25 protein-coding genes are annotated in these 25,291 nt (G+C 54.0%); 22 read left to right on the forward strand and 3 right to left on the reverse strand.

All coding sequences use genetic code 11. From position 1 onward, the window contains the following. Nucleotides 1–713 precede the first annotated feature (713 nt). The 6 genes from OGY37_RS03025 (at nucleotide 714) to mgtE (ending at nucleotide 8,046) form a co-directional block, all read left to right on the forward strand. Complete coding sequence (locus tag OGY37_RS03025; RefSeq protein ID WP_020996678.1) at nucleotides 714–1,823, forward strand: porin OmpC; 1,110 nt, start codon at nucleotides 714–716, stop codon at nucleotides 1,821–1,823. A 115-nt stretch (nucleotides 1,824–1,938) separates the two neighbouring features. Continuing rightward, entirely contained in the window at nucleotides 1,939–2,991 is a 1,053-nt protein-coding gene (gene apbE, locus OGY37_RS03030) for an FAD:protein FMN transferase ApbE (RefSeq protein WP_155848034.1), read from the forward strand. Nucleotides 2,992–3,070: 79 nt separating this feature from the next. Further along, nucleotides 3,071–4,135, forward strand: coding sequence for a bifunctional DNA-binding transcriptional regulator/O6-methylguanine-DNA methyltransferase Ada (ada, locus tag OGY37_RS03035; RefSeq protein WP_063940546.1), 1,065 nt, complete (start codon nucleotides 3,071–3,073; stop codon nucleotides 4,133–4,135). Further along, nucleotides 4,135–4,785 carry a DNA oxidative demethylase AlkB gene (alkB, locus tag OGY37_RS03040; protein WP_003834647.1) on the forward strand — a complete coding sequence of 217 codons (651 nt, stop codon included), beginning with the start codon at nucleotides 4,135–4,137 and terminating at the stop codon, nucleotides 4,783–4,785. The genes ada and alkB overlap by 1 nt, the downstream gene beginning before the upstream one ends. A 75-nt stretch (nucleotides 4,786–4,860) precedes the next feature. Then, a complete protein-coding gene (locus OGY37_RS03045; protein WP_003834645.1) occupies nucleotides 4,861–6,504 on the forward strand; it encodes a multidrug ABC transporter permease/ATP-binding protein in 1,644 nt (547 codons plus the stop codon). A gap of 105 nt (nucleotides 6,505–6,609) precedes the next feature. Next, on the forward strand, nucleotides 6,610–8,046 hold the full coding sequence (gene mgtE / locus OGY37_RS03050; RefSeq protein ID WP_125112618.1) for a magnesium transporter: 1,437 nt from the start codon (nucleotides 6,610–6,612) through the stop codon (nucleotides 8,044–8,046). Here mgtE and OGY37_RS03055 read toward each other — a convergent pair. Beyond that, nucleotides 8,009–9,256, reverse strand: coding sequence for a SulP family inorganic anion transporter (locus tag OGY37_RS03055; protein WP_286620042.1), 1,248 nt, complete (start codon nucleotides 9,254–9,256; stop codon nucleotides 8,009–8,011). The two genes, mgtE and OGY37_RS03055, sit on opposite strands and share 38 nt — an antisense overlap. Before the next feature lie 278 nt (nucleotides 9,257–9,534). On the opposite strand from OGY37_RS03055, the gene mqo reads away from it, so the two are divergent. Then, a complete protein-coding gene (gene mqo / locus OGY37_RS03060) occupies nucleotides 9,535–11,196 on the forward strand; it encodes a malate dehydrogenase (quinone) (protein WP_003834639.1) in 1,662 nt (553 codons plus the stop codon). Between the two features lie 96 nt (nucleotides 11,197–11,292). Here mqo and eco read toward each other — a convergent pair whose 3' ends face one another. Further along, nucleotides 11,293–11,790, reverse strand: coding sequence for a serine protease inhibitor ecotin (gene eco / locus OGY37_RS03065; protein WP_032934607.1), 498 nt, complete (start codon nucleotides 11,788–11,790; stop codon nucleotides 11,293–11,295). A 413-nt stretch (nucleotides 11,791–12,203) separates the two neighbouring features. Between eco and napF the strand changes: the two genes are divergently transcribed. The 15 genes from napF to OGY37_RS03140 all read left to right on the forward strand — a co-directional run bounded on the left by napF (nucleotide 12,204) and on the right by OGY37_RS03140 (nucleotide 24,389). After that, on the forward strand, nucleotides 12,204–12,695 hold the full coding sequence (napF, locus tag OGY37_RS03070; protein ID WP_003027564.1) for a ferredoxin-type protein NapF: 492 nt from the start codon (nucleotides 12,204–12,206) through the stop codon (nucleotides 12,693–12,695). Next, nucleotides 12,685–12,948: a chaperone NapD gene (napD, locus tag OGY37_RS03075; RefSeq protein WP_003027560.1), complete on the forward strand. Its 264-nt coding sequence runs from the start codon at nucleotides 12,685–12,687 to the stop codon at nucleotides 12,946–12,948. The genes napF and napD overlap by 11 nt, the downstream gene beginning before the upstream one ends. After that, complete coding sequence (gene napA, locus OGY37_RS03080) at nucleotides 12,945–15,431, forward strand: nitrate reductase catalytic subunit NapA (RefSeq protein WP_008785300.1); 2,487 nt, start codon at nucleotides 12,945–12,947, stop codon at nucleotides 15,429–15,431. The genes napD and napA overlap by 4 nt, the downstream gene beginning before the upstream one ends. A gap of 6 nt (nucleotides 15,432–15,437) precedes the next feature. Then, the gene (gene napG / locus OGY37_RS03085) at nucleotides 15,438–16,133 is read left to right on the forward strand and encodes a ferredoxin-type protein NapG (RefSeq protein WP_003834629.1); all 696 of its coding nucleotides are present in this window, start codon (nucleotides 15,438–15,440) and stop codon (nucleotides 16,131–16,133) included. Next, nucleotides 16,120–16,983 (forward strand): quinol dehydrogenase ferredoxin subunit NapH, encoded by an 864-nt coding sequence (napH, locus tag OGY37_RS03090; protein ID WP_003027552.1) that lies wholly within the window; start codon nucleotides 16,120–16,122, stop codon nucleotides 16,981–16,983. The genes napG and napH overlap by 14 nt, the downstream gene beginning before the upstream one ends. Next, nucleotides 16,980–17,429 carry a nitrate reductase cytochrome c-type subunit gene (gene napB, locus OGY37_RS03095; RefSeq protein WP_003834627.1) on the forward strand — a complete coding sequence of 150 codons (450 nt, stop codon included), beginning with the start codon at nucleotides 16,980–16,982 and terminating at the stop codon, nucleotides 17,427–17,429. Before napH ends, napB begins: the two co-directional genes overlap by 4 nt. Before the next feature lie 9 nt (nucleotides 17,430–17,438). Further along, nucleotides 17,439–18,041 carry a cytochrome c-type protein NapC gene (napC, locus tag OGY37_RS03100; protein WP_003027548.1) on the forward strand — a complete coding sequence of 201 codons (603 nt, stop codon included), beginning with the start codon at nucleotides 17,439–17,441 and terminating at the stop codon, nucleotides 18,039–18,041. A gap of 20 nt (nucleotides 18,042–18,061) precedes the next feature. Beyond that, the gene (ccmA, locus tag OGY37_RS03105) at nucleotides 18,062–18,682 is read left to right on the forward strand and encodes a cytochrome c biogenesis heme-transporting ATPase CcmA (RefSeq protein WP_003834625.1); all 621 of its coding nucleotides are present in this window, start codon (nucleotides 18,062–18,064) and stop codon (nucleotides 18,680–18,682) included. Further along, entirely contained in the window at nucleotides 18,679–19,338 is a 660-nt protein-coding gene (gene ccmB, locus OGY37_RS03110; protein ID WP_003027542.1) for a heme exporter protein CcmB, read from the forward strand. Before ccmA ends, ccmB begins: the two co-directional genes overlap by 4 nt. Nucleotides 19,339–19,414: 76 nt before the next feature. Then, the gene (locus OGY37_RS03115; protein ID WP_032949675.1) at nucleotides 19,415–20,152 is read left to right on the forward strand and encodes a heme ABC transporter permease; all 738 of its coding nucleotides are present in this window, start codon (nucleotides 19,415–19,417) and stop codon (nucleotides 20,150–20,152) included. Then, nucleotides 20,149–20,361, forward strand: coding sequence for a heme exporter protein CcmD (gene ccmD / locus OGY37_RS03120; RefSeq protein WP_048215892.1), 213 nt, complete (start codon nucleotides 20,149–20,151; stop codon nucleotides 20,359–20,361). The genes OGY37_RS03115 and ccmD overlap by 4 nt, the downstream gene beginning before the upstream one ends. Then, nucleotides 20,358–20,837, forward strand: coding sequence for a cytochrome c maturation protein CcmE (gene ccmE / locus OGY37_RS03125; protein ID WP_032949674.1), 480 nt, complete (start codon nucleotides 20,358–20,360; stop codon nucleotides 20,835–20,837). Before ccmD ends, ccmE begins: the two co-directional genes overlap by 4 nt. Then, nucleotides 20,834–22,789: a heme lyase CcmF/NrfE family subunit gene (locus OGY37_RS03130; protein ID WP_008785295.1), complete on the forward strand. Its 1,956-nt coding sequence runs from the start codon at nucleotides 20,834–20,836 to the stop codon at nucleotides 22,787–22,789. The genes ccmE and OGY37_RS03130 overlap by 4 nt, the downstream gene beginning before the upstream one ends. Next, the gene (dsbE, locus tag OGY37_RS03135; protein WP_003834613.1) at nucleotides 22,786–23,343 is read left to right on the forward strand and encodes a thiol:disulfide interchange protein DsbE; all 558 of its coding nucleotides are present in this window, start codon (nucleotides 22,786–22,788) and stop codon (nucleotides 23,341–23,343) included. Before OGY37_RS03130 ends, dsbE begins: the two co-directional genes overlap by 4 nt. Further along, nucleotides 23,340–24,389 (forward strand): cytochrome c-type biogenesis protein CcmH, encoded by a 1,050-nt coding sequence (locus OGY37_RS03140; protein WP_125112613.1) that lies wholly within the window; start codon nucleotides 23,340–23,342, stop codon nucleotides 24,387–24,389. The genes dsbE and OGY37_RS03140 overlap by 4 nt, the downstream gene beginning before the upstream one ends. Before the next feature lie 96 nt (nucleotides 24,390–24,485). Here the strand turns inward: OGY37_RS03140 and narP are convergent, their stop codons facing one another. Beyond that, nucleotides 24,486–25,133, reverse strand: coding sequence for a nitrate/nitrite response regulator protein NarP (narP, locus tag OGY37_RS03145; RefSeq protein WP_003834605.1), 648 nt, complete (start codon nucleotides 25,131–25,133; stop codon nucleotides 24,486–24,488). Nucleotides 25,134–25,291 lie beyond the last annotated feature (158 nt).

A 25,291-nucleotide genomic window follows, 5' to 3' on the forward strand; every position in this document is an offset into this window, starting at 1 on the left:
CGCGAAAGATGAAAGGGCAGTATAAAGGGTAATGTATGAATTACCACACTTACACCACGCCGCCTGGCCTGCATTCTTTGCGCCTGATTTTGTTACAGCCATTACGATGCAAAGGTGTACAGAAGATAAAGGCGGGTACAAATATTCGTACGGAATGTATACATTTAGCATTAAATAACAAGAAATTATTTATCAAACTTATATCTGATCGTGACGCCCGAGATAGTTAATAGTCGTTATAGTTTTGCATCGGTAGCACGGAAAGGTAAGTTTTGTGTAAAGAAGGGTAAAAAAAAACCGAACGCAGAGCATTCGGCTGAAATAGGGGTAAACAGACATTCATAAATGAATGACGGTAATAAATAAAGTTAATGATGATAGCGGGTCTATTTTAGTTGCGAGTGAAGATTTTGTTTTGTCATTCAGTGCTATAAGATTTTTTTGTGTAATGCATTGATTTTAAAGATCATTAAAATGATTCTTGATTATTTGTGCTTATTTTGTCTGTTTTTTGATTTTAAAAAAGTTCCCTCATATTAATATTTTGAAACATCTATACCGATAAATGAAACACCTTAAAAGTTTTAGTATCATATTCGTGTTGGATTATTCTGTGTTTTTGCGGAGAATGAAGTTGCCGACTGGTTAATGACCTTAATCAGTATGCAGTGGCATAAAAAAGCAATAAAGGCATATAACAGAGGGTTAATAACATGAAAGTTAAAGTACTGTCCCTCCTGGTACCAGCACTGCTGGTAGCAGGCGCAGCGAATGCGGCTGAAATTTATAACAAAGACGGCAACAAATTAGATCTGTACGGTAAAGTCGACGGTCTGCACTATTTCTCTGATGACTCTTCTAAAGATGGTGATCAGACCTATATGCGTATCGGCTTCAAAGGCGAAACTCAGGTTAACGACCAACTGACCGGTTACGGCCAGTGGGAATACCAGATTCAGGGTAACGCGCCTGAATCTGAGAACAACTCCTGGACGCGTGTGGCGTTTGCGGGTCTGAAATTCGCTGACGTAGGTTCTTTCGACTACGGTCGTAACTACGGCGTAGTTTACGACGTAACGTCCTGGACCGACGTTCTGCCGGAGTTCGGCGGTGACACCTACGGTTCTGACAACTTCATGCAGCAGCGTGGTAACGGCTTCGCGACCTACCGTAACACCGACTTCTTCGGTCTGGTTGATGGCCTGAACTTTGCCCTGCAGTACCAGGGTAAAAACGGTAGCCCGGAAGGCGAAGGTATGACTGGTGTGACCGGCAACGGTCGTGATGCACTGCGTCAGAATGGCGACGGCGTTGGTGGATCCATCACTTATGATATCGGTGAAGGCTTCGCGCTGGGTACTGCAGTCACCAGCTCTAAACGTACTGACGAGCAGAACAAGCTGAACTTCGGTACCGGCGACCGTGCTGAAACCTACACTGGTGGTCTGAAATACGACGCGAACAACGTGTACCTGGCAGCACAGTACACCCAGACCTACAACGCAACGCGTGCGGGCTCCCTGGGCTGGGCTAACAAAGCACAGAACTTTGAAGCTGTTGCACAGTACCAGTTCGACTTCGGTCTGCGTCCGTCCGTGGCTTACCTGCAGTCCAAAGGCAAAGACCTGAACAATGGCCTCACCAACTACGGCGACCAGGATATCCTGAAATATGTTGATGTTGGCGCAACCTACTACTTCAACAAAAACATGTCCACCTATGTTGATTACAAAATCAACCTGCTGGATGACAACCAGTTCACTCGTGATGCTGGCATCAGCACCGATGACATCGTAGCACTGGGTCTGGTTTACCAGTTCTAATCTGCGCTCATGTCGTTAAAAGGCCCTGCGGGGCCTTTTTTAATGTCGTTTTTCCGCCGTACAAACAACGATTTTTGGTGTACTCTTGCGCCCGTTCGCATGAGGATAATTACGTATGGAAATGAATTTTTATCGCGCAGCACTGCTGGCTGTGACCATCTTTTTTGTCGGGTGCGATGAGGCCTCGAAACCTGCTCAGACCACAATTCCTGCCACGGTTCTGGAAGGTAAAACGATGGGCACTTTCTGGCGGGTCAGTATGGTAGGCGTAGATGCCAAACGCGCAAGGGAACTGCAGGCCAAGATCCAGACTCAGCTTGATGCCGATGATCAACTGCTCTCCACCTATAAAAACGATTCTGCGTTAATGCGCTTTAACCTGTCGAAAAGTCTGTCGCCGTGGCCGGTTAATGACGCCATGGCGGATATCGTGACTTCGGCGCTACGCATTGGTGCAAAAACCGATGGGGCCATGGATATCACCGTGGGGCCGTTAGTCAACCTGTGGGGCTTTGGCCCGGATCAGCAGCCGTTGCATATTCCCACCCAGGGGCAAATTGACGCTGCAAAAGCGCAAACAGGGCTTTCTCATCTGAAAGTCGTGAATGAAGCGCATCAGAACTACCTGCAAAAAGACTTGCCGGATCTGTATGTTGATCTCTCAACCGTTGGCGAAGGGTACGCCGCCGATCATCTGGCTCGATTGATGGAGCAAGAGGGGATCGCCCGTTATCTGGTTTCCGTTGGTGGTGCGCTGAACAGCAGGGGAATGAATGCTGAAGGGCATCCGTGGCGAGTGGCAATCCAGAAACCCACCGATCGTGAAAACGCGGTGCAGGCGATTGTCGACATTAATGGGCATGGCATTAGCACCTCCGGCAGCTACCGGAACTATTATGAGCTGGACGGTAAGCGCCTTTCCCATGTTATCGACCCGCAAACCGGTCGCCCGATCGAACATAATCTGGTATCCGTAACGGTGATTGCGCCAACGGCGCTGGAAGCCGATGGCTGGGATACAGGATTGATGGTGCTCGGCCCGGAAAAGGCCAAAGAAGTCGTGCGTCGTGAAGGGCTGGCGGTCTATATGATTGTGAAAGAGGGTGAGGGGTTTAAAACCTGGATGTCGCCGCAGTTTAATAGCTTTCTGGTCAGCGAAAATAATTAAAAAGCAAGATTGCGGGTTTTTATGCCCGACGATGGGGACACACTGAGGCTAAGCGCTATGCTTAACAAAGGAGTCCGAAATGAAAAATCGTTTACGCATCACTGACGATGACCGTTGGCAGTCCGTTGTGGATCGCGACGTTGACGCCGATGGTCAGTTTGTTTTTGCCGTCCAGACTACCGGTATTTTCTGCCGTCCGTCCTGTCGGGCAAAACATGCGCTGCGCAAAAATGTCCGTTTTTTCGCCGATGCCCAGCAGGCACAGGATGCCGGGTTTCGCCCCTGTAAGCGCTGCCAGCCGGATAAAGACAGCGCGCAACAGCATCGGCTGGATAAAATTGCCCGCGCCTGTCAGTTGTTGGAGCAAGAGTCACCTCTTACGTTGGACGAGCTGGCACAGCAGGTGGCAATGAGCCCGTATCACTTGCATCGTCTGTTCAAAGCCACGACGGGCATGACCCCGAAAGTGTGGCAACAATCATGGCGTGCTCGCCGTCTGCGTGATGCCCTGGCGAAAGGTGTTCCGGTTACACAGGCGATTCTCAATGCCGGATTCCCCGACAGCAGCAGCTACTACCGCAAAGCCGATCAAGCATTAGGCATGACGGCAAAGCAATTTCGTAAAGGTGGCGACAACGTTTCTGTACGCTATACCCTCGCAGATTGCGCTCTGGGCCGTTGTCTGGTGGCGGAAAGCGAGCGGGGTATCTGCGCGATCTTGCTTGGCGATGATGACGCTACGTTGGTTGCGGATCTTCATGCGCTGTTTCCCGCTGCGCAGGATGTTCCTGCAGAGGCCAATTTTCAGCAGCGCGTGCGCGAAGTGATCGTTGCGATCAACTCGCGTGACGCGTCGCTATCGCTACCCCTGGATATCCGGGGCACCGCATTTCAGCAGCAGGTGTGGCAGGCGCTGCGCACAATTCCGTGCGGCGAAACAGTGAGCTACCAACAGCTGGCCAGCGCCATCGGCAAACCGAAGGCGGTGCGCGCGGTGGCCAGTGCCTGTGGGGCCAACAAACTGGCGATTGTTATTCCGTGTCACCGGGTGATCCGTGGCGATGGCGCACTTTCGGGCTACCGATGGGGTATTGCGCGCAAGGCGCAGTTACTGCAACGGGAAACTACTGGCGAGGAAACATAATGCTCGATCTCTTTGCGGATGCGAAACCCTGGCAGGAGCCGCTGGCGTCAGGTGCGGTTATTCTGCGACGTTTCGCTTTTGACTCTGCGCCCTCTTTACTGCAGGCGATAGCGGCTGTCGCCAGACAGTCGCCGTTTCGCCAGATGGTGACGCCCGGCGGCTATACAATGTCGGTGGCGATGACCAACTGCGGCCATCTGGGCTGGACGACGGATCAGCATGGCTATCTTTATTCTCCGTTTGATCCACTCACCGGCACGCACTGGCCGCCGCTGCCGGATGCGTTCGCTGATCTGTGCCAACAGGCGGCGACGGCGGCGGGCTATGCTGATTTTCAACCCGATGCCTGCCTGATTAACCGCTACACGCCAGGGGCAAAACTGTCCTTACATCAGGATAAAGACGAGCCCGACCTGCGGGCGCCGATTGTCTCTGTATCGCTGGGGCTACCAGCCATCTTTCAATTTGGCGGCTTGCGCCGTAATGACCCTTTAAAGCGTTTACTGCTGGAACACGGCGATGTCGTGGTGTGGGGCGGTAATTCGCGGCTGTTTTATCATGGGATCCAGCCGCTTAAAACAGGGTATCACCCATTAACCGGAGACTGTCGTTACAACCTGACGTTTCGTCTGGCGGGTAAAAAAGAATAAAAATAAGAATTATTATTGCTGTCAGCGAAGAGATGTTTAAACTGCGGGCTGTTATTACTTGTCCGGGTTGTGTGCATGGAACTTTTACTTCTTGTCTGGCGGCAGTATCGCTGGCCATTTATCAGCGTGATGGCGCTCAGCCTCGCCAGCGCCGCGTTGGGGATTGGGCTGATTGCGTTTATCAACCAGCGCTTGATCGAAACGGTCGACACCACGCTGATGGTGCTACCGGAGTTTCTTGGCCTGCTGCTGTTGTTGATGGTTGTCACCCTCGGTTCTCAGCTGGCGTTGACCACGCTGGGTCACCACTTTGTCTACCGCCTGCGTAGCGAATTTATCAAACGAATTCTGGATACTCACGTCGAGCGTATTGAACAGCTTGGCAGCGCCTCGTTGCTGGCCGGTTTAACCAGTGATATCCGCAACATCACCATCGCCTTTGTTCGTCTGCCTGAACTGGTACAGGGGATTATCCTGACCATCGGATCGGCGGCGTATCTGGCGATGCTGTCGACCAAAATGCTGCTGGTAACGGCAATCTGGATGGCAATCACCATCTGGGGCGGATTTGTGCTGGTGGCGCGGGTGTATAAACACATGGCCACCTTGCGCGAAACTGAAGACAAGTTGTACAACGATTATCAGACGGTGCTGGAAGGGCGCAAAGAGCTGACGCTTAACCGCGAGCGCGCCGAGCATATCTTTAATCAGATGTACGTCCCGGATGCCAAAGAGTATCGCCACCATATTATCCGTGCCGATACCTTCCACCTGAGCGCGGTTAACTGGTCGAACATTATGATGCTGGGTGCCATTGGCCTGGTGTTCTGGATGGCTAACAGTCTGGGATGGGCTGATACCGCCGTGGCAGCGACCTATTCTCTGACGCTGTTATTCCTGCGAACGCCGCTGCTCTCTGCCGTTGGCGCGCTGCCGACGCTGCTTACCGCGCAGGTGGCGTTCAACAAACTGAATAAATTCGCACTAGCACCTTTTAAGGCCGAATTCCCACGCCCAACCGCGTTTCCCAACTGGCAAACGCTGGAGCTGCGCAACGTGGTTTTCCACTATCAGGATAATGCGTTTTCCGTAGGACCGGTGAATCTGACGATTCATCGCGGTGAACTAATCTTCTTGATTGGCGGCAACGGTAGCGGGAAATCTACGCTGGCGATGTTACTGACCGGTCTATACCAGCCGCAGTCAGGCGAAATATTGCTTGATGGTAAGGCCGTTGCCGTTGAAAAACCGGAAGACTACCGCAAGCTATTCTCTGCCGTATTTACCGACGTCTGGCTGTTCGACAAACTGCTGGGGCCGGAAGGTAAAGAGGCTAATCCGCAGCTGGTCGCGAAGTGGCTGGAACATCTGAAGATGGGTCATAAGCTGGAGCTGAGCGATGGTCGTATCCTCAATCTGAAGCTGTCGAAAGGGCAGAAGAAACGCGTGGCGCTGCTGCTGGCCCTGGCGGAGGAGCGCGACATCATTCTGCTGGATGAATGGGCTGCCGATCAGGACCCCCATTTCCGCCGGGAGTTCTATCAGGTGCTATTGCCTTTGATGCAGGAAATGGGGAAAACCATTTTCGCCATCAGCCACGACGATCACTATTTTATTCACGCCGATCGTCTGCTGGAAATGCGTAACGGACAGTTGAGTGAACTGTTGGGCGATGAACGTGACGCCGCCTCGCGCGACGCGGTGGCTCGCACAGCCTGAACCTTCGTGCCGCCGGTTTTTTAGCCACCCGGCGGCACTGTTTATTGTTATTTACATAAATCGGCATCATGATTAATGATATTTCATATCATGGATTTATGATTAATGTCCGTAATAAACAAAAACAGCGCCAGACTGCGTGATGAAGAGCGTGCGCGCCTCATCTGGCTGCTGACCACTGATAAAGCCATTATTTCAACGCTGTTGGGCAAGCTTACCCTGGCTGAGCAATATGACGTCGGTACGTTAGCCGACGATATTGCTGAGGTAGGGGCGCTGGTGGCTCACCTGCCACCGCCTGACCTTGCCGATACCCTCGAAGCTTTGCCCTCAGAAGAGCGCCACGCCCTGTGGCGACTGGTCGAAAATGAAAAGCGCGGTAACGTCTTGCTTGAGGCGTCTGAAAACGTCTGGGACGACCTGATCGATGAGATGAGCGACCGCGAGCTGCTGGATGCGCTGCAATACCTCGATATCGATGAACAGATTTACCTTGTTCAACATTTGCCTCGTAACCTTACCGGTCGTCTGCTGGCGACGTTACCGGCAGAGGAGAGGACGCGCGTCCGCCAGGTGCTGCACTATGAGAAGAATAGCGTCGGCGCGATCATGGAGTTCGAAGTCATCACCGTGCGTCCGGACGTGACGCTGGAAGTGGTGCAACGCTACCTGCGGCGGCTGGGGAAAATGCCGGAGAACACCGATAAACTTTTCGTGACCGATCGCAATAAAGTGCTGGTTGGCGAACTGACGCTAACCTGCATTTTGCTCAATGATGTGCAGCGAAAAGTCAGCGAGGTGATGGAAAATGACCCGCTCACCTTTTCTCCTGAAGATATCGCCGAAAACGCTGCGCGTACCTTCGAACGCGACAACCTGGTTAGTGCCGCGGTGGTTGACCCTTCCGGTAAACTGATGGGCCGTTTAACCATCGATGAAATCGTCGATGTAGTCTATGAAGAAACCGACACCGATCTGCGTCGAATGGGGGGCTTAAGCGCCGAAGAGGACGTTTTTGCGCCTGTTACCAAAGCGGTAAAAACCCGCTGGGCGTGGTTGGCCGTTAACCTCTGTACCGCCTTTATTGCCTCGCGGGTGATCGACGGTTTTGAACATACGATTTCGCAACTGGTGGCGCTGGCCTCGTTGATGCCGATTGTGGCGGGTATCGGCGGCAATACCGGGAATCAAACTATCACTATGATCGTCCGCGCGCTGGCGCTGCAAAATATTCAGCCGGGGAACCTGACGTTTCTCATCCTGCGCGAGATGGGCGTGGCGCTAATCAATGGCCTCGTGTGGGGCGGGATTATGGGCGGCATTACCTGGTGGCTGTACGATGATATGGCGCTCGGTGGTGTGATGACTCTGGCGATGATGCTCAATCTGCTGATGGCGGCGTTGATGGGGGTTATCATTCCGATGACGATGGTGAAGCTCGGGCGCGACCCGGCGGTCGGCTCGAGCGTCATGATAACCGCTATCACTGATACTGGTGGTTTCTTTATTTTTCTCGGTCTGGCAACGCTGTTTCTGATGTAGTCGCCCGTTTGCGTCTGACGATACGCGGCAGAATGAGCATCGTCATCACCCCGGCAACCACGCCAATCGCCAGGTTGCCGGTTGAGACCGTGGCAGCGACGGTCACCAGCATCACCAGCGTTTCAGTGACGGGGAGATTCCTCAGCGTAGCGGGCTGGATGCTGTGCCAACTGAAGGTTTTTACCGCCACAATCACCATAATACCTGCCAGCACCGACATGGGTATTTCTGCCATCACTTCGCTTAACCCAGTGACTAACAGGAGCAATACCAGTCCGGCGGCAACCGTCGAGACGCGGCTGCGTCCTTTGCCCATCTCGACGTTAACGATGGTTTGACCAATCATCGCGCACCCGGCGATGCCGCCATAAAATCCGGCCAGAATATTGGCTATCCCCAGCCCGGCACTCTCGCGATTCTTATTCGACGACGTCATCGTCAGGTCATCCACCAGACGGGCGGTTAACAGCGACTCCATCAAACCAACAAAAGCGATACTCAGCGCGCAGGGCCAGATAATCGCCAGCGTTTGCAGGTTGAGCGGAACCAACAACTCGGTGAAACCCGGCAGGCCGCCGCTCATTGAACCTTCATCACCGACGGTCGGTAACAGTTGCCCGCTGGTGACAGTGAACACGGTTAGCAGCACGATGGCGATAAGCGGTGCGGGAATTGCTTTAATAAACCGCGGAACCCACAGCACAATCAGCAGCGTCAGGACAAACAGCCCCCAGATGAGCGGGCTTTTGCCCCAGAAATGCGGGACCTGGGCAAAGAAAATCAATATACCCAGCGCGTTAACAAAGCCGGTCATCACGGCCGTAGGGATGAATCGCATCAGACGTGCCATTCCCAATACACCAAACAGGATCTGAATCATCCCGGCCAGCACCACTGCAGGCAGGATGTATTGCACGCCGTGTTGATGCACCATCGGACCAATCACCAGCGCGACCGATCCTGCAGCGGCGGTAACCATTGCTGGACGACCGCCTAAAAAAGACATCGCCAGGCACAGTACGACGGAGGCGATCAGACTGACTTTAGGATCAACGCCTGCGATCACGGAAAACGAGATCACTTCCGGGATCAGCGCCAGGGCGGTTACCACACCGGCCAGCGTTTCGCGAACCAGCAGACGGGGTTGGCGGAGCACGGCACGGGTCGCGTGTTCAGCGACTGCGGCAGAAGAATGTTGAGTTGCAGACATAGTTACACTCAGGTCAAAAATGGCCTGATACAGCAGACCGACAGGCATCCGTGCGGTGAATAGCAAAGCGCAGCATAGTACCCGTCAGATGGACCGGTTTCCAGAAATGATTGTCAATAACCGCATAAACTATCAACGTATTAATAACATTTTTAAAAATTAAATATAATTTATAAACTTTATTTAATTATTTTTACTTAAGTGTTACCGTTGGTGCCGCTCGATTTTCACCTGCATTAAAAGCAAAAAAGCGATACTAAAAGTAAGGCATTAACATTATGAAAAAAGTGACTGCCATGCTCTTCACCATGGCCGTTGGGCTGAATGTTGTCTCAATGGCGGCAAAAGCGAAAGCGGCGGAAGAGCAGGAAACGGATGTACTGTTAATTGGCGGCGGCATCATGAGCGCCACGCTGGGAACCTATTTACAGGAGCTGGAGCCGCAATGGTCAATGACCATGGTTGAGCGACTGGATGGTGTAGCGCAGGAAAGCTCAAACGGCTGGAATAACGCCGGAACCGGCCACTCCGCACTGATGGAGCTGAACTACACGCCTAAAAAGGCCGACGGTAGCATCAGCATTGAAAAGGCAGTCGAAATTAACGAAGCCTTCCAGATTTCCCGCCAGTTTTGGGCCTATCAGGTCAATAATGGCGTAATGCATGAACCACGCTCGTTTATCACCACCGTTCCGCACATGAGTTTTGTCTGGGGTGACGAGAACGTGAACTTCCTGCGTGCCCGTTACACCGCACTGCAGCAGAGCACGCTGTTCCGTGGTATGCGCTATTCCGAAGACCACGCGCAGATCAAAGAGTGGGCGCCGCTGGTCATGGAAGGTCGCGATCCACAGCAGAAAGTCGCAGCAACGCGTACCGAGATTGGTACTGACGTGAACTACGGCGAAATCACCCGCCAACTGATTACCTCATTGCAGAAAAAGCCCAACTTTGCACTGCAGTTGAGCACCGAAGTGCGTGGCTTTAAGCGTAATGCCGACAATAGCTGGACTGTCACAGTCGCCGATCTGAAAAATAACGAAGCGGAACATGATATCAAGGCGAAGTTTGTCTTTATCGGTGCCGGTGGCGCTGCGCTGAAGCTGTTGCAGGAAACCGACATTCCGGAAGCGAAAGGCTATGCCGGATTCCCGGTTGGCGGGCAGTTCCTGGTTGCAGAAAACCCGGATGTGGTCAATCGCCACCTGGCAAAAGTGTACGGCCAGGCCTCCGTTGGCGCGCCGCCGATGTCTGTACCGCATATTGATACCCGTATCCTTGATGGCAAGCGCGTTGTGCTGTTTGGGCCATTCGCGACATTCTCCACCAAGTTCCTGAAAAACGGTTCATTGTGGGATCTGCTCAGCTCGACCACCACCTCAAACTTTATGCCGATGGTCAACGTGGGTCTGGATAACTTCGATCTGGTGAAATATCTGGTGAGCCAGGTGATGCTCAGCGACGACGACCGTTTTGCTGCGCTGCAAGAGTACTATCCGCAGGCGAAAAAAGAAGACTGGCGTTTATGGCAGGCGGGCCAGCGTGTGCAGATCATCAAAAGCGATGCGGAGAAGGGCGGTGTGCTGCGTCTGGGCACTGAAGTCGTTAGCGATAAAGAAGGCACGATTGCTGCGCTGCTGGGAGCTTCTCCGGGCGCATCTACCGCGGCACCGATCATGCTGCATCTGATGGAAAAAGTGTTTAAAGATAAAGTAGCCAGCCCCGAGTGGCAGGCGAAGCTGAAAACCATTATACCGTCTTATGGTACTAAGCTGAACGGTAACGTTGAGGCTACGGAACAAGAGCTGCAGTACACCAGTGAGGTTCTGGGTCTGAAATATGACAAGCCGCAGGTTGCTGATGAAGCGCCGAAACCACAGCTGAAACCTCAGGCACAACCGCAGCCTGAACAGAAAGCCGTCGCGGATATCGCGCTGTAAAATAAAATGCCGGATGGCGCTGCTGCGCTTATCCGGCATGGTTCATGCGTCTGTAGGCCGGATAAGGCGGTATGCCGCCATCCGGCACATTCTCACTTAGCGCGCGACTGCGTCCTGAATTTTATCTTCTGCTTTCCAGATACGGTATTTAACGTCCACGTTTTCCGGGGTATAGACCACAATCGGCAACTTGCTGTTGTAACGCAGCATGCCGTCATCACCCAGATGCGCAGTAATGAATTTCTTCTCTTTCTTACCGTCCGGGCAGGCCATCATGGTTGAAACCGGAGACGTAACTTTGTCAAAGACATAGTAGTCATATCCCCAACCTTCCAGCGTTTTGCTGTCCAGTTCTCCGCCCAGGCGGTGTTGGTTACAGTCAACTTCTAGCGTTTGTCCGATCAGCAGTTCTACTTTCAGAGTAGATTCATCTTTCTCAGGGGTAAGCTGGATAACCTGGCGCTTCATACCCTTTTCCGCCTTAGGATAAGGGGCGACTTTTTCCAGCGGCTGAGCGGCGGTTTCGTTACTGGCAGCCCATGCAGAGGTGCTGGCAAAGGCGGCGAAAAGTACGGCAGGGACAATTGTCTTCATCTTATTGTTCACAGTGTTTCCTTTCTTCTGTCTTATGAACGAGTCTGTAGCAGGTTAACATATTTGGATAATCTATTAATCTGGATTTACTTATATTTAAAGTGTATTAGATAGAGGTTTACTATCAAGGTAGCGATATATTCCAGGAATTATCCTAATATTGAGATCTTTGTCTTTTTAAATAAATCGTTATATACATTGTTATATAACTCATTGAAATGTGAGCAAAAGCGCATTTTTTCCCGCCAACTCAACACTCTTTTGATCCGGCAACAGCATTTACCCCAATTGGGGTATGCACCTCTAACACATCCTGAAATATCTTACGGCTAAAAATAACTACTCATAAATAGTGCAGTTTTTTATGTCGCTCAACCCGCCGAGGGAGGGCGTCATTATGGAAGGACAATGTCATGGTTGATTTATCCCGTCGAGGCATGTTGACAGGCAGTTGGCGAAACGCCAGCGCAGGGATCCGTCCGCCGTGGAGCAAGGAAGACTCTCACTTTCTGGCTCATTGCCTCCGTTGTGACGCCTGCATCCAGGCGTGCGAAACCGACATCCTGCAGCGAGGCCAGGGTGGTTACCCGAGCGTAAATTTCAAACACGGCGAGTGCAGCTTTTGCTATGCCTGCGCAGAAGCCTGTCCCGAATCACTTTTTCTTCCGCGCCACACCAGGGCATGGGATCTGAATTTTACGATTGGGGAAAACTGTCTCGCACATCAGTCCGTTGAATGTCACCGCTGTCAGGATAGCTGTGAGCCCATGGCAATAACCTTTCGCCCCACGCTTTCCGGCATTTATCAGCCGCAGCTCGACAATCAGGACTGTAACGGATGTGGCGCCTGTGTCGCTATCTGCCCGGTATCAGCCATTAACGCGGAGTACAACCATGGACAATAACTGGCAGGTCTGCAGCCTGGTCGTTCAGGCCAAAAGCCAGCATATCAACGATATCGCCACGCAGTTGCGTTCCTTTCCCGGTTGCGAAGTTGCACTCAGCGATGTGGAAAGCGGTCAGCTGATTGTGGTGGTTGAAGCTGAGCAAAGTGAAACGCTAATGAAAACAATTGAGTCAGTGCGCAACGTTGCGGGCGTGCTGGCGGTGTCGCTGGTTTATCACCAGCAGGATGAGCAAGGTGAGGAAACACCATGAAACTCAGTCGTCGTAGCTTTATGAAAGCTAACGCCGTTGCGGCCGCTGCGGCGGCTGCCGGGTTAAGCGTGCCGGGCGTTGCCCGCGCGGTAGTCGGTCAGCAAGAAGCCATCAAATGGGACAAAGCCCCGTGCCGTTTTTGCGGGACGGGCTGTGGCGTATTGGTCGGAACGCAGCAAGGGCGTGTTGTGGCATGCCAGGGCGATCCGGATGCGCCGGTTAACCGTGGGCTTAACTGCATCAAAGGTTACTTCCTGCCGAAAATCATGTACGGAAAAGACCGTTTAACGCAGCCGATGCTGCGCATGAAAGACGGCAAATATCACAAAGAAGGCGAGTTCACCCCGATTAGCTGGGACCAGGCCTTTGACGTGATGGAAGAGAAATTCAAAACGTCGATGAAAGAGAAAGGCCCGGAGTCTATCGGTATGTTCGGCTCTGGTCAGTGGACGATTTGGGAAGGTTATGCCGCTGCCAAATTGTTTAAAGCGGGTTTCCGTTCCAATAACATCGACCCGAACGCACGTCACTGCATGGCGTCAGCGGTAGTCGGCTTTATGCGTACCTTCGGTATGGATGAGCCGATGGGCTGCTACGACGATATTGAGCATGCAGATGCTTTCGTCCTGTGGGGCGCGAATATGGCGGAGATGCACCCGATCCTGTGGTCGCGCATCACCAACCGTCGTCTGTCCGATCCTAATGTTAACGTCGCGGTTCTCTCCACCTTCCAGCACCGCAGCTTTGAGCTGGCGGATAACGGTATGGTCTTCACACCGCAAACCGATCTGGTGATCCTCAACTACATCGCGAACTACATCATTCAAAACAATGCGATTAACCAGGATTTCTTTAGCAAGCACGTTAACCTGCGTAAAGGCGTGACGGACATCGGCTACGGTCTGCGTCCAACCCATCCGCTGGAAAAAGCGGCGAAAAACCCGGGATCCGATGCCTCTGAACCGATGAGTTTTGAGGATTACAAAGCCTTCGTTGCTGAGTACACGCTGGATAAAACGGCCGAAATGACCGGCGTACCGAAAGATCAGCTGGAACAGCTGGCGCAGCTGTATGCCGATCCGAAGAAAAAAGTTATCTCCTACTGGACGATGGGCTTTAACCAGCACACCCGCGGCGTGTGGGCCAACAACCTGGTCTATAACCTGCACCTGCTGACTGGCAAAATCTCCCAGCCAGGCTGCGGCCCGTTCTCTCTGACCGGCCAGCCTTCCGCGTGCGGCACTGCGCGTGAAGTCGGTACGTTCTCTCACCGTCTGCCTGCGGACATGGTGGTGACGAACGAAAAACACCGCGATATCTGCGAGAAGCACTGGAACATTCCGTCAGGGACCATTCCGGCAAAAGTTGGTCTGCACGCCGTGGCGCAAGACCGCGCGCTGAAAGATGGCAAGCTCAATGTCTACTGGGCGATGTGTACCAACAACATGCAAGCTGGTCCGAACATCAACGAAGAGCGTATGCCGGGCTGGCGCGATCCGCGCAACTTCATCATCGTCTCCGATCCGTACCCGACGATCAGCGCCCTGTCGGCTGACCTGATCCTGCCGACCGCGATGTGGGTAGAGAAAGAAGGCGCCTACGGGAACGCGGAACGCCGTACGCAGTTCTGGCGTCAGCAAATTAAAGCGCCGGGCGAATCGAAATCGGATCTGTGGCAACTGGTGCAATTTTCTCGTCGCTTCAAAACAGAAGAAGTGTGGCCGGAAGAGCTGCTGGCACAAAAACCGGAGCTGCGCGGCAAAACGCTGTATGACGTGCTGTTTGCTACGCCAGCAGTGACAAAATTCCCGGTGACTGAACTGGCTGAAGATCAACTGAACGATGAATCCCGCGAGCTGGGCTTTTACCTGCAAAAAGGGTTGTTCGAAGAGTACGCCTGGTTTGGCCGCGGCCACGGGCACGACCTTGCGCCATTTGACGATTACCACAAAGCGCGCGGTTTACGCTGGCCGGTCGTTGAGGGTAAAGAGACCCAGTGGCGCTACAGCGAAGGCAACGACCCTTACGTGAAAGCAGGTGAAAGCTACAAGTTCTACGGTAAACCGGACGGTAAAGCGGTTATCTTCGCGCTGCCATTTGAGCCTGCTGCTGAAGCGCCGGATAAAGAATATGACCTGTGGCTGTCCACCGGACGTGTGCTGGAACACTGGCATACCGGCAGTATGACGCGTCGTGTGCCTGAACTGCACCGTGCTTTCCCGGAAGCCGTGCTGTTTATCCATCCGTTGGATGCAAAAGCTCGTGATCTGCGTCGTGGCGATAAGGTCAAAGTGATTTCCCGTCGTGGCGAAGTGATTTCGATTGTTGAAACACGCGGTCGTAACCGTCCGCCGCAGGGGCTGGTATACATGCCGTTCTTCGACGCCGCACAGCTGGTGAACAACCTGACGCTGGATGCGACGGATCCGCTCTCCAAAGAGACGGATTTCAAGAAGTGCGCCGTGAAACTGGCGAAGGTGTAACGCGTTATGTCCCGGTCAGCAAAACCCCAAAATGGCCGCCGCCGCTTTCTGCGCGATATGGTTCGCGCAGCGGGCGGGCTGGCCGTCGTTGGCGTGGCGCTGGGGTTGCAACAACAAACCGCACGCGCAACCGGCGTGCGGTTGCGCCCGCCAGGTGCACTGAGCGAGGAGGCATTCGCCAGCGCCTGCGTACGTTGCGGTCAGTGCGTTCAGGCGTGTCCGTATGACACGCTGAAACTGGCAACGTTGGCCTCCGGGCTGGCGGCCGGTACGCCATATTTTGTCGCCCGTGATATTCCCTGCGAAATGTGTGAGGACATTCCGTGTGCCAAAGTCTGCCCGAGCGGTGCGTTGGACAGGGAAATTGAATCCATTGACGATTCGCGTATGGGGCTGGCGGTACTGCTGGATCACGAAAACTGCCTCAACTATCAGGGATTACGCTGCGACGTTTGCTATCGCGAGTGCCCGAAAATTGATGAGGCGATCACTCTGGAGCTGGACCGCAACATGCGTACCGGCAAGCATGCGCGGTTTATTCCGACCGTGCACAGCGATGCCTGTACCGGCTGTGGGAAATGCGAAAAAGTCTGCGTACTGGAACAGCCAGCAATAAAAGTGCTGCCGCTGTCGCTGGCGAAAGGGGAGTTAGGACACCATTACCGCTTCGGTTGGCTGGAGGGGAACAATGGCAAATCGTAAACGTGATGCCGGGCGTGAAGCGCAGGCAAAAAAAGGATGGTGGAAGAGTCATCGCTGGCTGCTGCTGCGTCGTTTGAGTCAATTTCTGATACTGGCGATGTTCCTCAGCGGCCCGTGGCTTGGCGTATGGATCCTGCATGGCAACTACAGTAGCAGCCTGTTGCTGGACGCTATCCCGTTCACCGATCCGCTGATTACTCTGCAAAGCCTGGCCAGCGGGCATCTGCCGGCGACGGTGGCATTAACGGGGGCTGCCATCATCACGGTGCTGTATGCCCTGGCCGGTAAGCGACTGTTTTGCAGTTGGGTTTGTCCCATGAACCCGGTTACCGATTTAGCCAGTTGGTTGCGCAGAAGGTTTGACCTGAATCAGTCCGCAACCCTGCCGCGCCATATACGGTACGTCCTGCTGGTGGTTATCCTGGTCGGTTCCGCCCTGACCGGTACGCTGCTGTGGGAGTGGATAAATCCAGTCTCTCTGCTTGGACGGAGCCTGGTAATGGGATTCGGTAGCGGAGCGCTGCTGATCCTCGCGCTGTTTTTATTTGATTTACTGGTCGTTGAGCATGGCTGGTGCGGGCATCTTTGCCCACTGGGTGCGCTGTATAGCGTGGTGGGAAGCAAAGGGGCATTAACCGTTTCGGCAAAAGAACGTAACAGATGTAACCGCTGTATGGATTGTTTTCATGTTTGCCCGGAACCGCATGTGCTACGTGCGCCGGTGCTGGATGAGCAAAGTCCGGTGCAGGTAACCAGCCGCGATTGCATGGCCTGCGGTCGTTGCGTGGATGTCTGTTCTGAGGATGTTTTTACAATAACAACACGATGGAGTTCGGGAGCGAAATCATGAAAAGCCATGACCTGATTAAGACGCTGTGTCAATGGACGGCCCTGCTTGCCCTGGTCGTCAGTGGGGCCGTTTGGGCTGCAAATGGAGTGGATCTGAGCCAGTCACCGGAAGTCTCAGGAACACAGGAAGGGGCGATTCGCATGCCGAAAGAGCAAGAGCGCATGCCGCTGAACTATGTGAATCAGCCGCCGATGGTTCCGCATAGCGTTGAAGGGTATCAGGTGACGACTAACACTAACCGCTGCCTGCAATGCCACGGTGTGGAAAGCTATCGCACCACCGGTGCGCCGCGAATCAGTCCGACGCACTTTATGGACAGCGACGGTAAGGTATTGGCTGAAGTTGCGCCGCGTCGTTATTTCTGCCTGCAATGTCACGTTCCGCAGGCTGACGCCGCGCCGATTGTTGAAAATACCTTCACCCCCTCGAAAGGTTACGGGAAATAAGAGGTCATTATGGAAAATTCTAACCGTAAACCAGGCTGGATTAAGCGCGTCTGGCAATGGTGGCGTCGCCCCAGCCGTCTGGCGCTCGGCACGCTGTTGTTAATCGGCTTTGTGGGCGGCATTATTTTCTGGGGCGGCTTTAATACCGGTATGGAAAAGGCCAATACAGAAGAGTTCTGCATTAGCTGTCACGAAATGCGCAATACGGTATACCAGGAATACATGGAAACCGTACACTACAACAACCGCAGTGGTGTGCGAGCGACTTGCCCTGATTGCCACGTCCCGCATGAGTGGGGCCCGAAAATGATTCGTAAGATCAAGGCCAGTAAAGAGCTGTACGCGAAAGCACTGGGGCTGATAGATACACCGCAGAAATTTGAAGATCATCGTCTGACGATGGCGCAAAATGAGTGGCGGCGTATGAAAGATAATAATTCGCAAGAGTGCCGAAACTGTCACAACTTCGAGTTTATGGATTTAACCGCCCAGAAAGGCGTTGCGGCCAAAATGCACGACCAGGCCGTGAAAGACGGGCAAACCTGTATTGACTGTCATAAAGGGATAGCGCACAAACTGCCTGATATGCGCGAAGTCAAACCGGGCTTTTAACAGGATGTAGATAACCAGGTATGCTTGAAGCCAGAGAATTACTTTGCGAGCGGGATGACAGAATACTGTTCAGCAATCTGTCATTTCGCGTCAACGCAGGGGAATGGGTACAAATTACCGGCAGCAACGGCGCAGGGAAAACTACTCTGCTGCGGTTGCTTACCGGGCTGGCGCGTCCCGATGCAGGGGAGGTTTGCTGGCAAGAGCAGCCGCTGCATCACGTGCGGGACAACTACCATCAGCAACTGCTGTGGATCGGACATCAGCCGGGGATAAAAACCCGGCTTTCGGCGTTGGAGAACCTGCGTTTCTTCCATCATGACGGCGACATTGCACAGTGTCTGGCTGCGCTGGCGCAGGCGGGACTTGCCGGATATGAAGATATCCCGGTGAACCAGCTCTCCGCCGGACAACAGCGGCGTGTGGCGCTGGCCCGTTTGTGGCTGACCCGCGCCCGGCTGTGGATCCTCGATGAACCCTTTACCGCCATTGATGTGAACGGCGTTGAACGACTGACTCAGCGTATGGCGCAGCATACAGAGCAGGGTGGTATTGTTATTCTCACCACCCACCAACCGCTCAATGTCGAAACCGATAAAGTGCGACGTATTGCGCTGACCAGCGAGAGGGTAACGCAATGATGTGGCGAATCTTCCGTTTAGAACTGCGAGTTGCGTTTCGTCATAGTGCGGAAATCGCCAATCCTTTATGGTTCTTCCTGATTGTTATTACGCTGTTCCCCCTGAGCATTGGGCCGGAGCCACAGCTGCTGGCGCGCATTGCGCCGGGCATCATCTGGGTTGCGGCGCTACTGGCGTCATTGCTGGCGCTGGAGCGCCTGTTTCGTGATGATCTGCAGGACGGCAGCCTTGAGCAACTGATGCTGCTGCCGCTGCCGCTGCCGGCCGTGGTGCTGGCAAAAGTGATGGCGCACTGGGTCGTGACCGGCCTGCCGCTGCTGATCCTCTCGCCGCTGGTGGCGCTGCTGCTGGGCATGGATATGTACGGCTGGAAAATTATGGCGCTGACCTTGTTACTTGGTACTCCGACGCTGGGTTTTCTCGGCGCGCCGGGTGTGGGGTTGACGGTGGGATTAAAGCGCGGCGGCGTGCTGTTAAGCGTGCTGGTGCTCCCGCTCACCATACCCTTACTGATTTTTGCGACCGCCGCGATGGATGCGGCTTCCATGCACTTACCGGTTGAAGGGTACATGGCGATTCTGGGCGCGCTGTTGGTCGGTAGCGCTACGTTAAGCCCGTTTGCCACAGCGGCGGCGTTACGGATAAGCGTGCAGTAGCGCAGATGAGATGTGCAGGCCGGGCAAGGTGCTCCGGCATAACGGATTTTAATTTATGGAGTCTGGTGACTGAACTATGTGGAAAACACTTCATCAATTGGCGATGCCCCCTCGGCTCTATCAGATCTGTGGCTGGTTTATCCCGTGGCTGGCGATTGCCAGTGCGGTGGTACTGATAACGGGATGGATCTGGGGCTTTGGTTTCGCGCCTGCGGATTACCAGCAGGGGCAAAGCTATCGCATTATTTATCTGCACGTTCCGGCGGCAATCTGGTCGATGGGCATTTATGCCTCGATGGCTGTTGCCGCGTTTATCGGCCTGGTCTGGCAGATGAAAATGGCCAATCTGGCGCTGGCTGCGATGGCGCCGATTGGTGCAGTGTTTACCTTTATTGCGCTGGTGACCGGCTCCGCATGGGGCAAACCGATGTGGGGAACCTGGTGGGTCTGGGATGCCCGACTCACCTCTGAACTGGTGCTGCTGTTTCTCTACGTTGGCGCCATTGCGCTGTGGCATGCCTTTGACGACCGCCGTCTGGCAGGTCGTGCCGCCGGTATTCTGGTGCTGATTGGCGTAGTCAACTTACCGATTATCCACTACTCGGTTGAGTGGTGGAATACGCTGCATCAGGGGTCTACCCGCATGCAGCAAAGCATCGATCCGGCGATGCGTACGCCGCTGCGTCTGGCGATCGTCGGCTACCTGTTACTGTTTGTCACGCTGGCGCTGATGCGCATGCGTAACCTGATTTTGATGATGGAAAAACGCCGCCCGTGGGTGAGCGAACTGATCTTAAAAAGAGGCCGCCAATGACCCCTGCATTTGCATCATGGAGTGATTTTTTCGCGATGGGCGGCTACGCCTTGTATGTCTGGCTTGCTGTAGCGATGAGCGTAATCCCGCTGGTGGTGCTGGTACTGCATTCCACGTTACAACATCGCGCAATTTTACGCGGTGTGGCGCAGCAGCGGGCGAGAGAAGCGCGTATGCGTGCGGCGCAAGTGCAACGGGAGGCGGCGTGAATATTCGACGTAAAAATCGGTTATGGATAGCCTGTGCGGTACTGGCGGGTCTGGCTTTGACCATTACGCTGGTGCTTTATGCGCTGCGTTCTAATATTGACCTGTTCTATACGCCGGGAGAGATACTCTACGGTAAGCGCGAAACGCAGCAGATGCCCGAAGTCGGTCAGCGCCTGCGCGTGGGCGGAATGGTGATGCCCGGTAGCGTAAAGCGCGATCCGCAGTCGTTGAAGGTGAATTTCAGTATCTATGACGCCGAAGGTGTGGTGGATGTCACCTATGAAGGCATTCTGCCGGATCTGTTCCGCGAAGGGCAGGGCGTCGTTGTTCAGGGCGAGCTGGACGGGGGAAATCATGTGCAGGCTAAAGAAGTGCTTGCTAAACATGATGAGAATTACACCCCGCCGGAAGTCGAAAAAGCGATGCAGGAAAACCACCGTCGCCCGGAAAGTGTTTATAAGGATAAAACGTCATGATGCCTGAAATTGGCAATGCGCTGTTGTGCCTTGCGCTAGGCGTCGCGTTATTGCTGTCGGTCTATCCGCTGTGGGGCGTAGCGCGCGGCGACGTGCGAATGATGGCCTCCGCGCGGCCTTTTGCCTGGGTTCTGTTTATCTGCGTGATGGGGGCGTTCCTGATTCTGGTTAACGCCTTCGTGGTTAATGACTTTACCGTCACCTACGTTGCCAGCAACTCCAATACCCAGCTTCCGGTCTGGTATCGGGTGGCAGCAACCTGGGGGGCCCATGAAGGCTCTCTGCTTCTATGGGTATTGCTGATGAGCGGCTGGACGTTCGCCGTTGCGGCGTTCAGTCAGCGTATGCCGCTGGATATCGTTGCCCGCGTGCTGGCGGTGATGGGGATGGTAAGCGTTGGCTTTCTGCTGTTTATTCTTTTTACCTCCAACCCGTTTGCCCGTACGTTGCCCAACTTCCCTATTGAAGGGCGCGACCTGAACCCGCTGTTGCAGGATCCAGGGCTGATTTTCCATCCGCCGTTGCTGTACATGGGGTATGTCGGCTTCTCGGTAGCCTTCGCGTTTGCGATTGCTGCGCTGATGAGCGGACGACTGGACAGTACTTTCGCCCGTTTTTCGCGTCCGTGGACGCTGGCGGCGTGGGTGTTCCTGACGCTGGGTATTGTGCTCGGTTCGGCATGGGCTTATTACGAGCTGGGCTGGGGCGGTTGGTGGTTCTGGGATCCGGTTGAGAACGCCTCATTTATGCCATGGCTGGTGGGAACGGCGCTGATGCACTCGCTGTCAGTAACCGAACAACGTGCCAGCTTTAAAGCCTGGACGCTGCTGCTGTCAATCTGCGCATTCTCGCTTTGCCTGTTAGGTACTTTCCTGGTGCGCTCCGGCGTACTGGTATCGGTGCATGCTTTCGCCTCCGATCCGTCGCGCGGGATGTTTATTCTGGCCTTTATGGTATTGGTGATTGGCGGCTCCCTGCTGCTGTTTGCCGTGCGTGGTCACAAGGTCCGCTCACGGGTAAACAACGCGCTGTGGTCGCGTGAATCTCTGCTGTTGGGCAACAACGTCCTGCTGATTGCCGCCATGCTGGTGGTGCTCTTGGGCACGCTGCTGCCGCTGGTGCACAAACAGCTGGGGCTGGGCAGCATTTCGATTGGCGAACCATTCTTCAACACCATGTTTACCTGGCTGATGGCGCCGTTCGCATTGCTGCTGGGAATTGGGCCATTAGTGCGCTGGGGCCGTGACCGACCGCGTAAACTGAAAACGTTACTGATTATCGCGTTTGTCACCACGCTTGTTCTGTCGCTGCTGCTGCCGTGGTTGTTTGAGGATCGCATTGCCGCTATGACGGTGGTAGGGCTGGCGATGGCATGCTGGATATTCGTGCTGGCGATGTCCGAAGCATTCCTGCGTGTTTCCCGCGGAACGAAGTTAACACCAAGCTATTGGGGTATGGTGTCGGGCCACGTTGGGCTGGCGATTACTATTGTCGGTATTGCCTTCAGCCAGAACTACAGCGTTGAACGCGATGTCCGCATGAAAGCGGGTGATAGCGTCAGTATCCATAACTATCAGTTCACGTTCCGCGAAGTGAAAGATATTACCGGACCTAACTACCGGGGCGGTGTCGCCATTATTGGCGTTACCAGAGATGGTAAACCGGAAGCCACGCTGCATGCGGAAAAACGCTTCTATAACAGCACCAGTTCGATGATGACCGAAGCGGCAATTGACGGCGGGTTCACGCGCGATCTGTACGCCGCGCTGGGTGAAGAACTGGATAACGGCGCATGGGCTGTGCGTCTGTACTACAAACCGTTTATTCGCTGGATTTGGGCCGGAGGATTGCTGATGGCGCTGGGCGGATTGTTCTGCCTGTTTGATCCACGCTATCGTCAGCGCGCGCGTCCTCGCGCCGCGGTGCAAAAAAATGCGTCGGAGGCTGTATGAAGCGCAACGCACTGTTAATTCCGTTTATTATTTTTCTGATCATTGCGGCGGCGCTGCTGTGGCAGCTGGCGCGTAACGCTCAGGGGGACGATCCCACGAATCTGGAATCGGCGTTGATCGGCAAACCCGTTCCGACATTCCGCCTGGAGTCGCTGGAGAATCCAGGTCAGCATTATCAGGCCGATGTGCTGACCCAGGGCAAACCGGTATTGCTGAACGTCTGGGCGACCTGGTGTCCGACCTGTCGCGCCGAACATCAGTATCTGAACCAGCTGTCTGCACAAGGCGTGCGGGTGGTGGGTCTGAACTATAAAGACGATCGTCAGAAAGCCATTGTCTGGCTGAAAGAGCTGGGCAATCCTTACTCATTAAGCCTGTTTGACGGTGACGGTATGCTCGGTCTGGATCTTGGCGTGTACGGCGCGCCGGAGACGTTCCTGATCGACGGTAAAGGTATTATTCGCTATCGCCATGCCGGTGATTTGAATGCCAGGGTGTGGGAGAGCGAGATCAAACCGTTGTGGGATAAGTACAGTAAGGAGGCTGCGCAATGAGATTTTTACTGGGCCTGCTGATGCTGGTTATCTCGGGATCTGCGCTGGCGACCATCGATGTGATGCAGTTTAAGGATGAAGCGCAGGAGCAGCAGTTCCGTCAGCTTACCGAACAGCTGCGCTGTCCTAAATGTCAGAACAACAGTATCGCCGATTCTAACTCGATGATTGCCACCGACCTGCGCCAGAAAGTGTACGAACTGATGCAGGAAGGAAAAAGTCAGAAAGAGATTGTCGACTACATGGTGGCGCGCTACGGCAACTTCGTCACCTACGATCCGCCGTTGACGCCGCTTACAGTGCTTTTGTGGGTGATGCCGGTAGTAGCGATTGGTTTGGGCGGCTGGATTATTTTTGCCCGTACTCGCCGACGCGTTCGGGTGAAGCTGGAAGAGTTTCCTGATGACGTTATCCCGGATGGCAAGCGCGGTGGATTTGGGTTGTTTGTGCCCGGCATAGTGGTGGCGCTGATCGTTGGCGCGGTGAGCTATTATGAAACCGGCAGCTATAAGCAGGTTCAGGTCTGGCATCAGGCCACTGCTCAGGCTCCGGCGCTGCTGGAACGCGCATTGGATCCGAAAGCTGACCCGCTCAATGAAGAGGATATGACACGTCTGGCGCTGGGGCTGCGCACGCGTTTACAAGCCGATCCTACAAACGTTGAAGGTTGGATCATGCTTGGCCGTATTGGCATGGTACTCGGTAATGCCAGTACGGCCACTGAAGCCTATGCCAATGCATATCGACTGGATCCTAAAAACAGCGATGCGGCGCTGGGTTATGCGGAAGCACTGACCCGTTCATCCGATCCTGACGATAATCGCAGGGGCGGGGAGCTGTTACGCCAGCTGGTGCGCGGCGAGCATGCCAACGTGCGGGTTCTCAGCATGTACGCATTTAACGCTTTTGAACAGCAGCGCTTTGGTGAGGCGGTTGCGGCGTGGGAGATGATGCTGAAATTATTACCGGCCAATGATACCCGTCGGGCGGTGATAGAACGCAGCATTAAGCAGGCGATGGAGCAGCTAACGCCGCAGGAGAAGTAAGAGTCCAGATTACCCGAAGGCGTGCTGCTTTCGGGCCTGTGCGAGCTTTGTAGGCCGGATATGACGCTGCTGCGTCGTCATCCGGCATCTCATTGATTACTGCATGCCGCGCGTTTGCAAAAACAGGATGGTGGCAGCAACGCGAGAACGCACATTGAGTTTGCGCAGCAGGTTGCGAATATGCACCTTCACCGTCTGTTCAGAAATATTCAGCACTGATGCAATCTGTTTGTTCGACAGCCCCTGAGCAAGTTCATGCAATACATCCAGCTCGCGTTCGGTGAGAATGCTGAACGGATCTTCTTGTGCGCCAAACAGGTCACGTTCGCGCAGATATTCGCTAACGCGAGCGCTAAACGCTTTACCCCCCTTGGCGCCGTTACGAATGGCTTCCAGCAAGACTTCAGGATCGCTATCTTTCAGTAAATAACCATCCGCGCCGGCATCAATTAAGGCGTACACATCGCTGGCGGCATCCGATACGGTAAGAATAATAATTTGCGCGGTGACGCCGTCCCGACGCAGCGCATTCAGGGTGTCCAGCCCGCTCATACCTTTCATATTGAGATCCAGCAGGATCACATCAAGGTCCAGACGGTTTGCCAGATCGATAGCACTTGCGCCGTCGCCAGCTTCAGCGACTACGTCAAATGCGGGATCCAGTTGCAATAATTGACTAATTCCCCGCCGCATGAGCGGGTGGTCGTCGACAATCAGCACCCGAAAAGGCGTTACTTCAGGCATACTATTCTCCTGAGCTTTTATTAGTATCATTATTGTTTTCAGCGCATCAATCGTCCAGATTCATCGCGCTGATGAGAAGATAAATTTTACCCCAATTTATGCATGGGTAAGTAGTAAAACCTGTGCTGAAGGTGGTGGTAATACTCAGGAATACAGAA

The organism is Citrobacter sp. Cpo030 (genome assembly GCF_030333005.1).
Classification (GTDB): Bacteria; Pseudomonadota; Gammaproteobacteria; order Enterobacterales; family Enterobacteriaceae; genus Citrobacter; species Citrobacter portucalensis.

Excerpts from the sequence above, each read along its gene's own strand:
- OGY37_RS03140 (WP_125112613.1), top strand. The coding sequence starts at position 23,340 with ATGAGATTTTTACTGGGCCTGCTGATGCTGGTTATCTCGGGATCTGCG.
- napA (WP_008785300.1), top strand. The coding sequence starts at position 12,945 with ATGAAACTCAGTCGTCGTAGCTTTATGAAAGCTAACGCCGTTGCGGCC.
- napF (WP_003027564.1), top strand. The coding sequence starts at position 12,204 with ATGGTTGATTTATCCCGTCGAGGCATGTTGACAGGCAGTTGGCGAAAC.
- eco (WP_032934607.1), bottom strand. The coding sequence starts at position 11,790 with ATGAAGACAATTGTCCCTGCCGTACTTTTCGCCGCCTTTGCCAGCACC.
- OGY37_RS03115 (WP_032949675.1), top strand. The coding sequence starts at position 19,415 with ATGTGGAAAACACTTCATCAATTGGCGATGCCCCCTCGGCTCTATCAG.
- napH (WP_003027552.1), top strand. The coding sequence starts at position 16,120 with ATGGCAAATCGTAAACGTGATGCCGGGCGTGAAGCGCAGGCAAAAAAA.
- OGY37_RS03130 (WP_008785295.1), top strand. The coding sequence starts at position 20,834 with ATGATGCCTGAAATTGGCAATGCGCTGTTGTGCCTTGCGCTAGGCGTC.
- ccmA (WP_003834625.1), top strand. The coding sequence starts at position 18,062 with ATGCTTGAAGCCAGAGAATTACTTTGCGAGCGGGATGACAGAATACTG.
- OGY37_RS03045 (WP_003834645.1), top strand. The coding sequence starts at position 4,861 with ATGGAACTTTTACTTCTTGTCTGGCGGCAGTATCGCTGGCCATTTATC.
- napG (WP_003834629.1), top strand. The coding sequence starts at position 15,438 with ATGTCCCGGTCAGCAAAACCCCAAAATGGCCGCCGCCGCTTTCTGCGC.
- napD (WP_003027560.1), top strand. The coding sequence starts at position 12,685 with ATGGACAATAACTGGCAGGTCTGCAGCCTGGTCGTTCAGGCCAAAAGC.
- alkB (WP_003834647.1), top strand. The coding sequence starts at position 4,135 with ATGCTCGATCTCTTTGCGGATGCGAAACCCTGGCAGGAGCCGCTGGCG.
- mgtE (WP_125112618.1), top strand. The coding sequence starts at position 6,610 with ATGTCCGTAATAAACAAAAACAGCGCCAGACTGCGTGATGAAGAGCGT.
- apbE (WP_155848034.1), top strand. The coding sequence starts at position 1,939 with ATGGAAATGAATTTTTATCGCGCAGCACTGCTGGCTGTGACCATCTTT.
- dsbE (WP_003834613.1), top strand. The coding sequence starts at position 22,786 with ATGAAGCGCAACGCACTGTTAATTCCGTTTATTATTTTTCTGATCATT.
- ccmB (WP_003027542.1), top strand. The coding sequence starts at position 18,679 with ATGATGTGGCGAATCTTCCGTTTAGAACTGCGAGTTGCGTTTCGTCAT.
- napB (WP_003834627.1), top strand. The coding sequence starts at position 16,980 with ATGAAAAGCCATGACCTGATTAAGACGCTGTGTCAATGGACGGCCCTG.
- ccmD (WP_048215892.1), top strand. The coding sequence starts at position 20,149 with ATGACCCCTGCATTTGCATCATGGAGTGATTTTTTCGCGATGGGCGGC.
- mqo (WP_003834639.1), top strand. The coding sequence starts at position 9,535 with ATGAAAAAAGTGACTGCCATGCTCTTCACCATGGCCGTTGGGCTGAAT.
- ada (WP_063940546.1), top strand. The coding sequence starts at position 3,071 with ATGAAAAATCGTTTACGCATCACTGACGATGACCGTTGGCAGTCCGTT.
- OGY37_RS03055 (WP_286620042.1), bottom strand. The coding sequence starts at position 9,256 with ATGTCTGCAACTCAACATTCTTCTGCCGCAGTCGCTGAACACGCGACC.
- napC (WP_003027548.1), top strand. The coding sequence starts at position 17,439 with ATGGAAAATTCTAACCGTAAACCAGGCTGGATTAAGCGCGTCTGGCAA.
- OGY37_RS03025 (WP_020996678.1), top strand. The coding sequence starts at position 714 with ATGAAAGTTAAAGTACTGTCCCTCCTGGTACCAGCACTGCTGGTAGCA.
- narP (WP_003834605.1), bottom strand. The coding sequence starts at position 25,133 with ATGCCTGAAGTAACGCCTTTTCGGGTGCTGATTGTCGACGACCACCCG.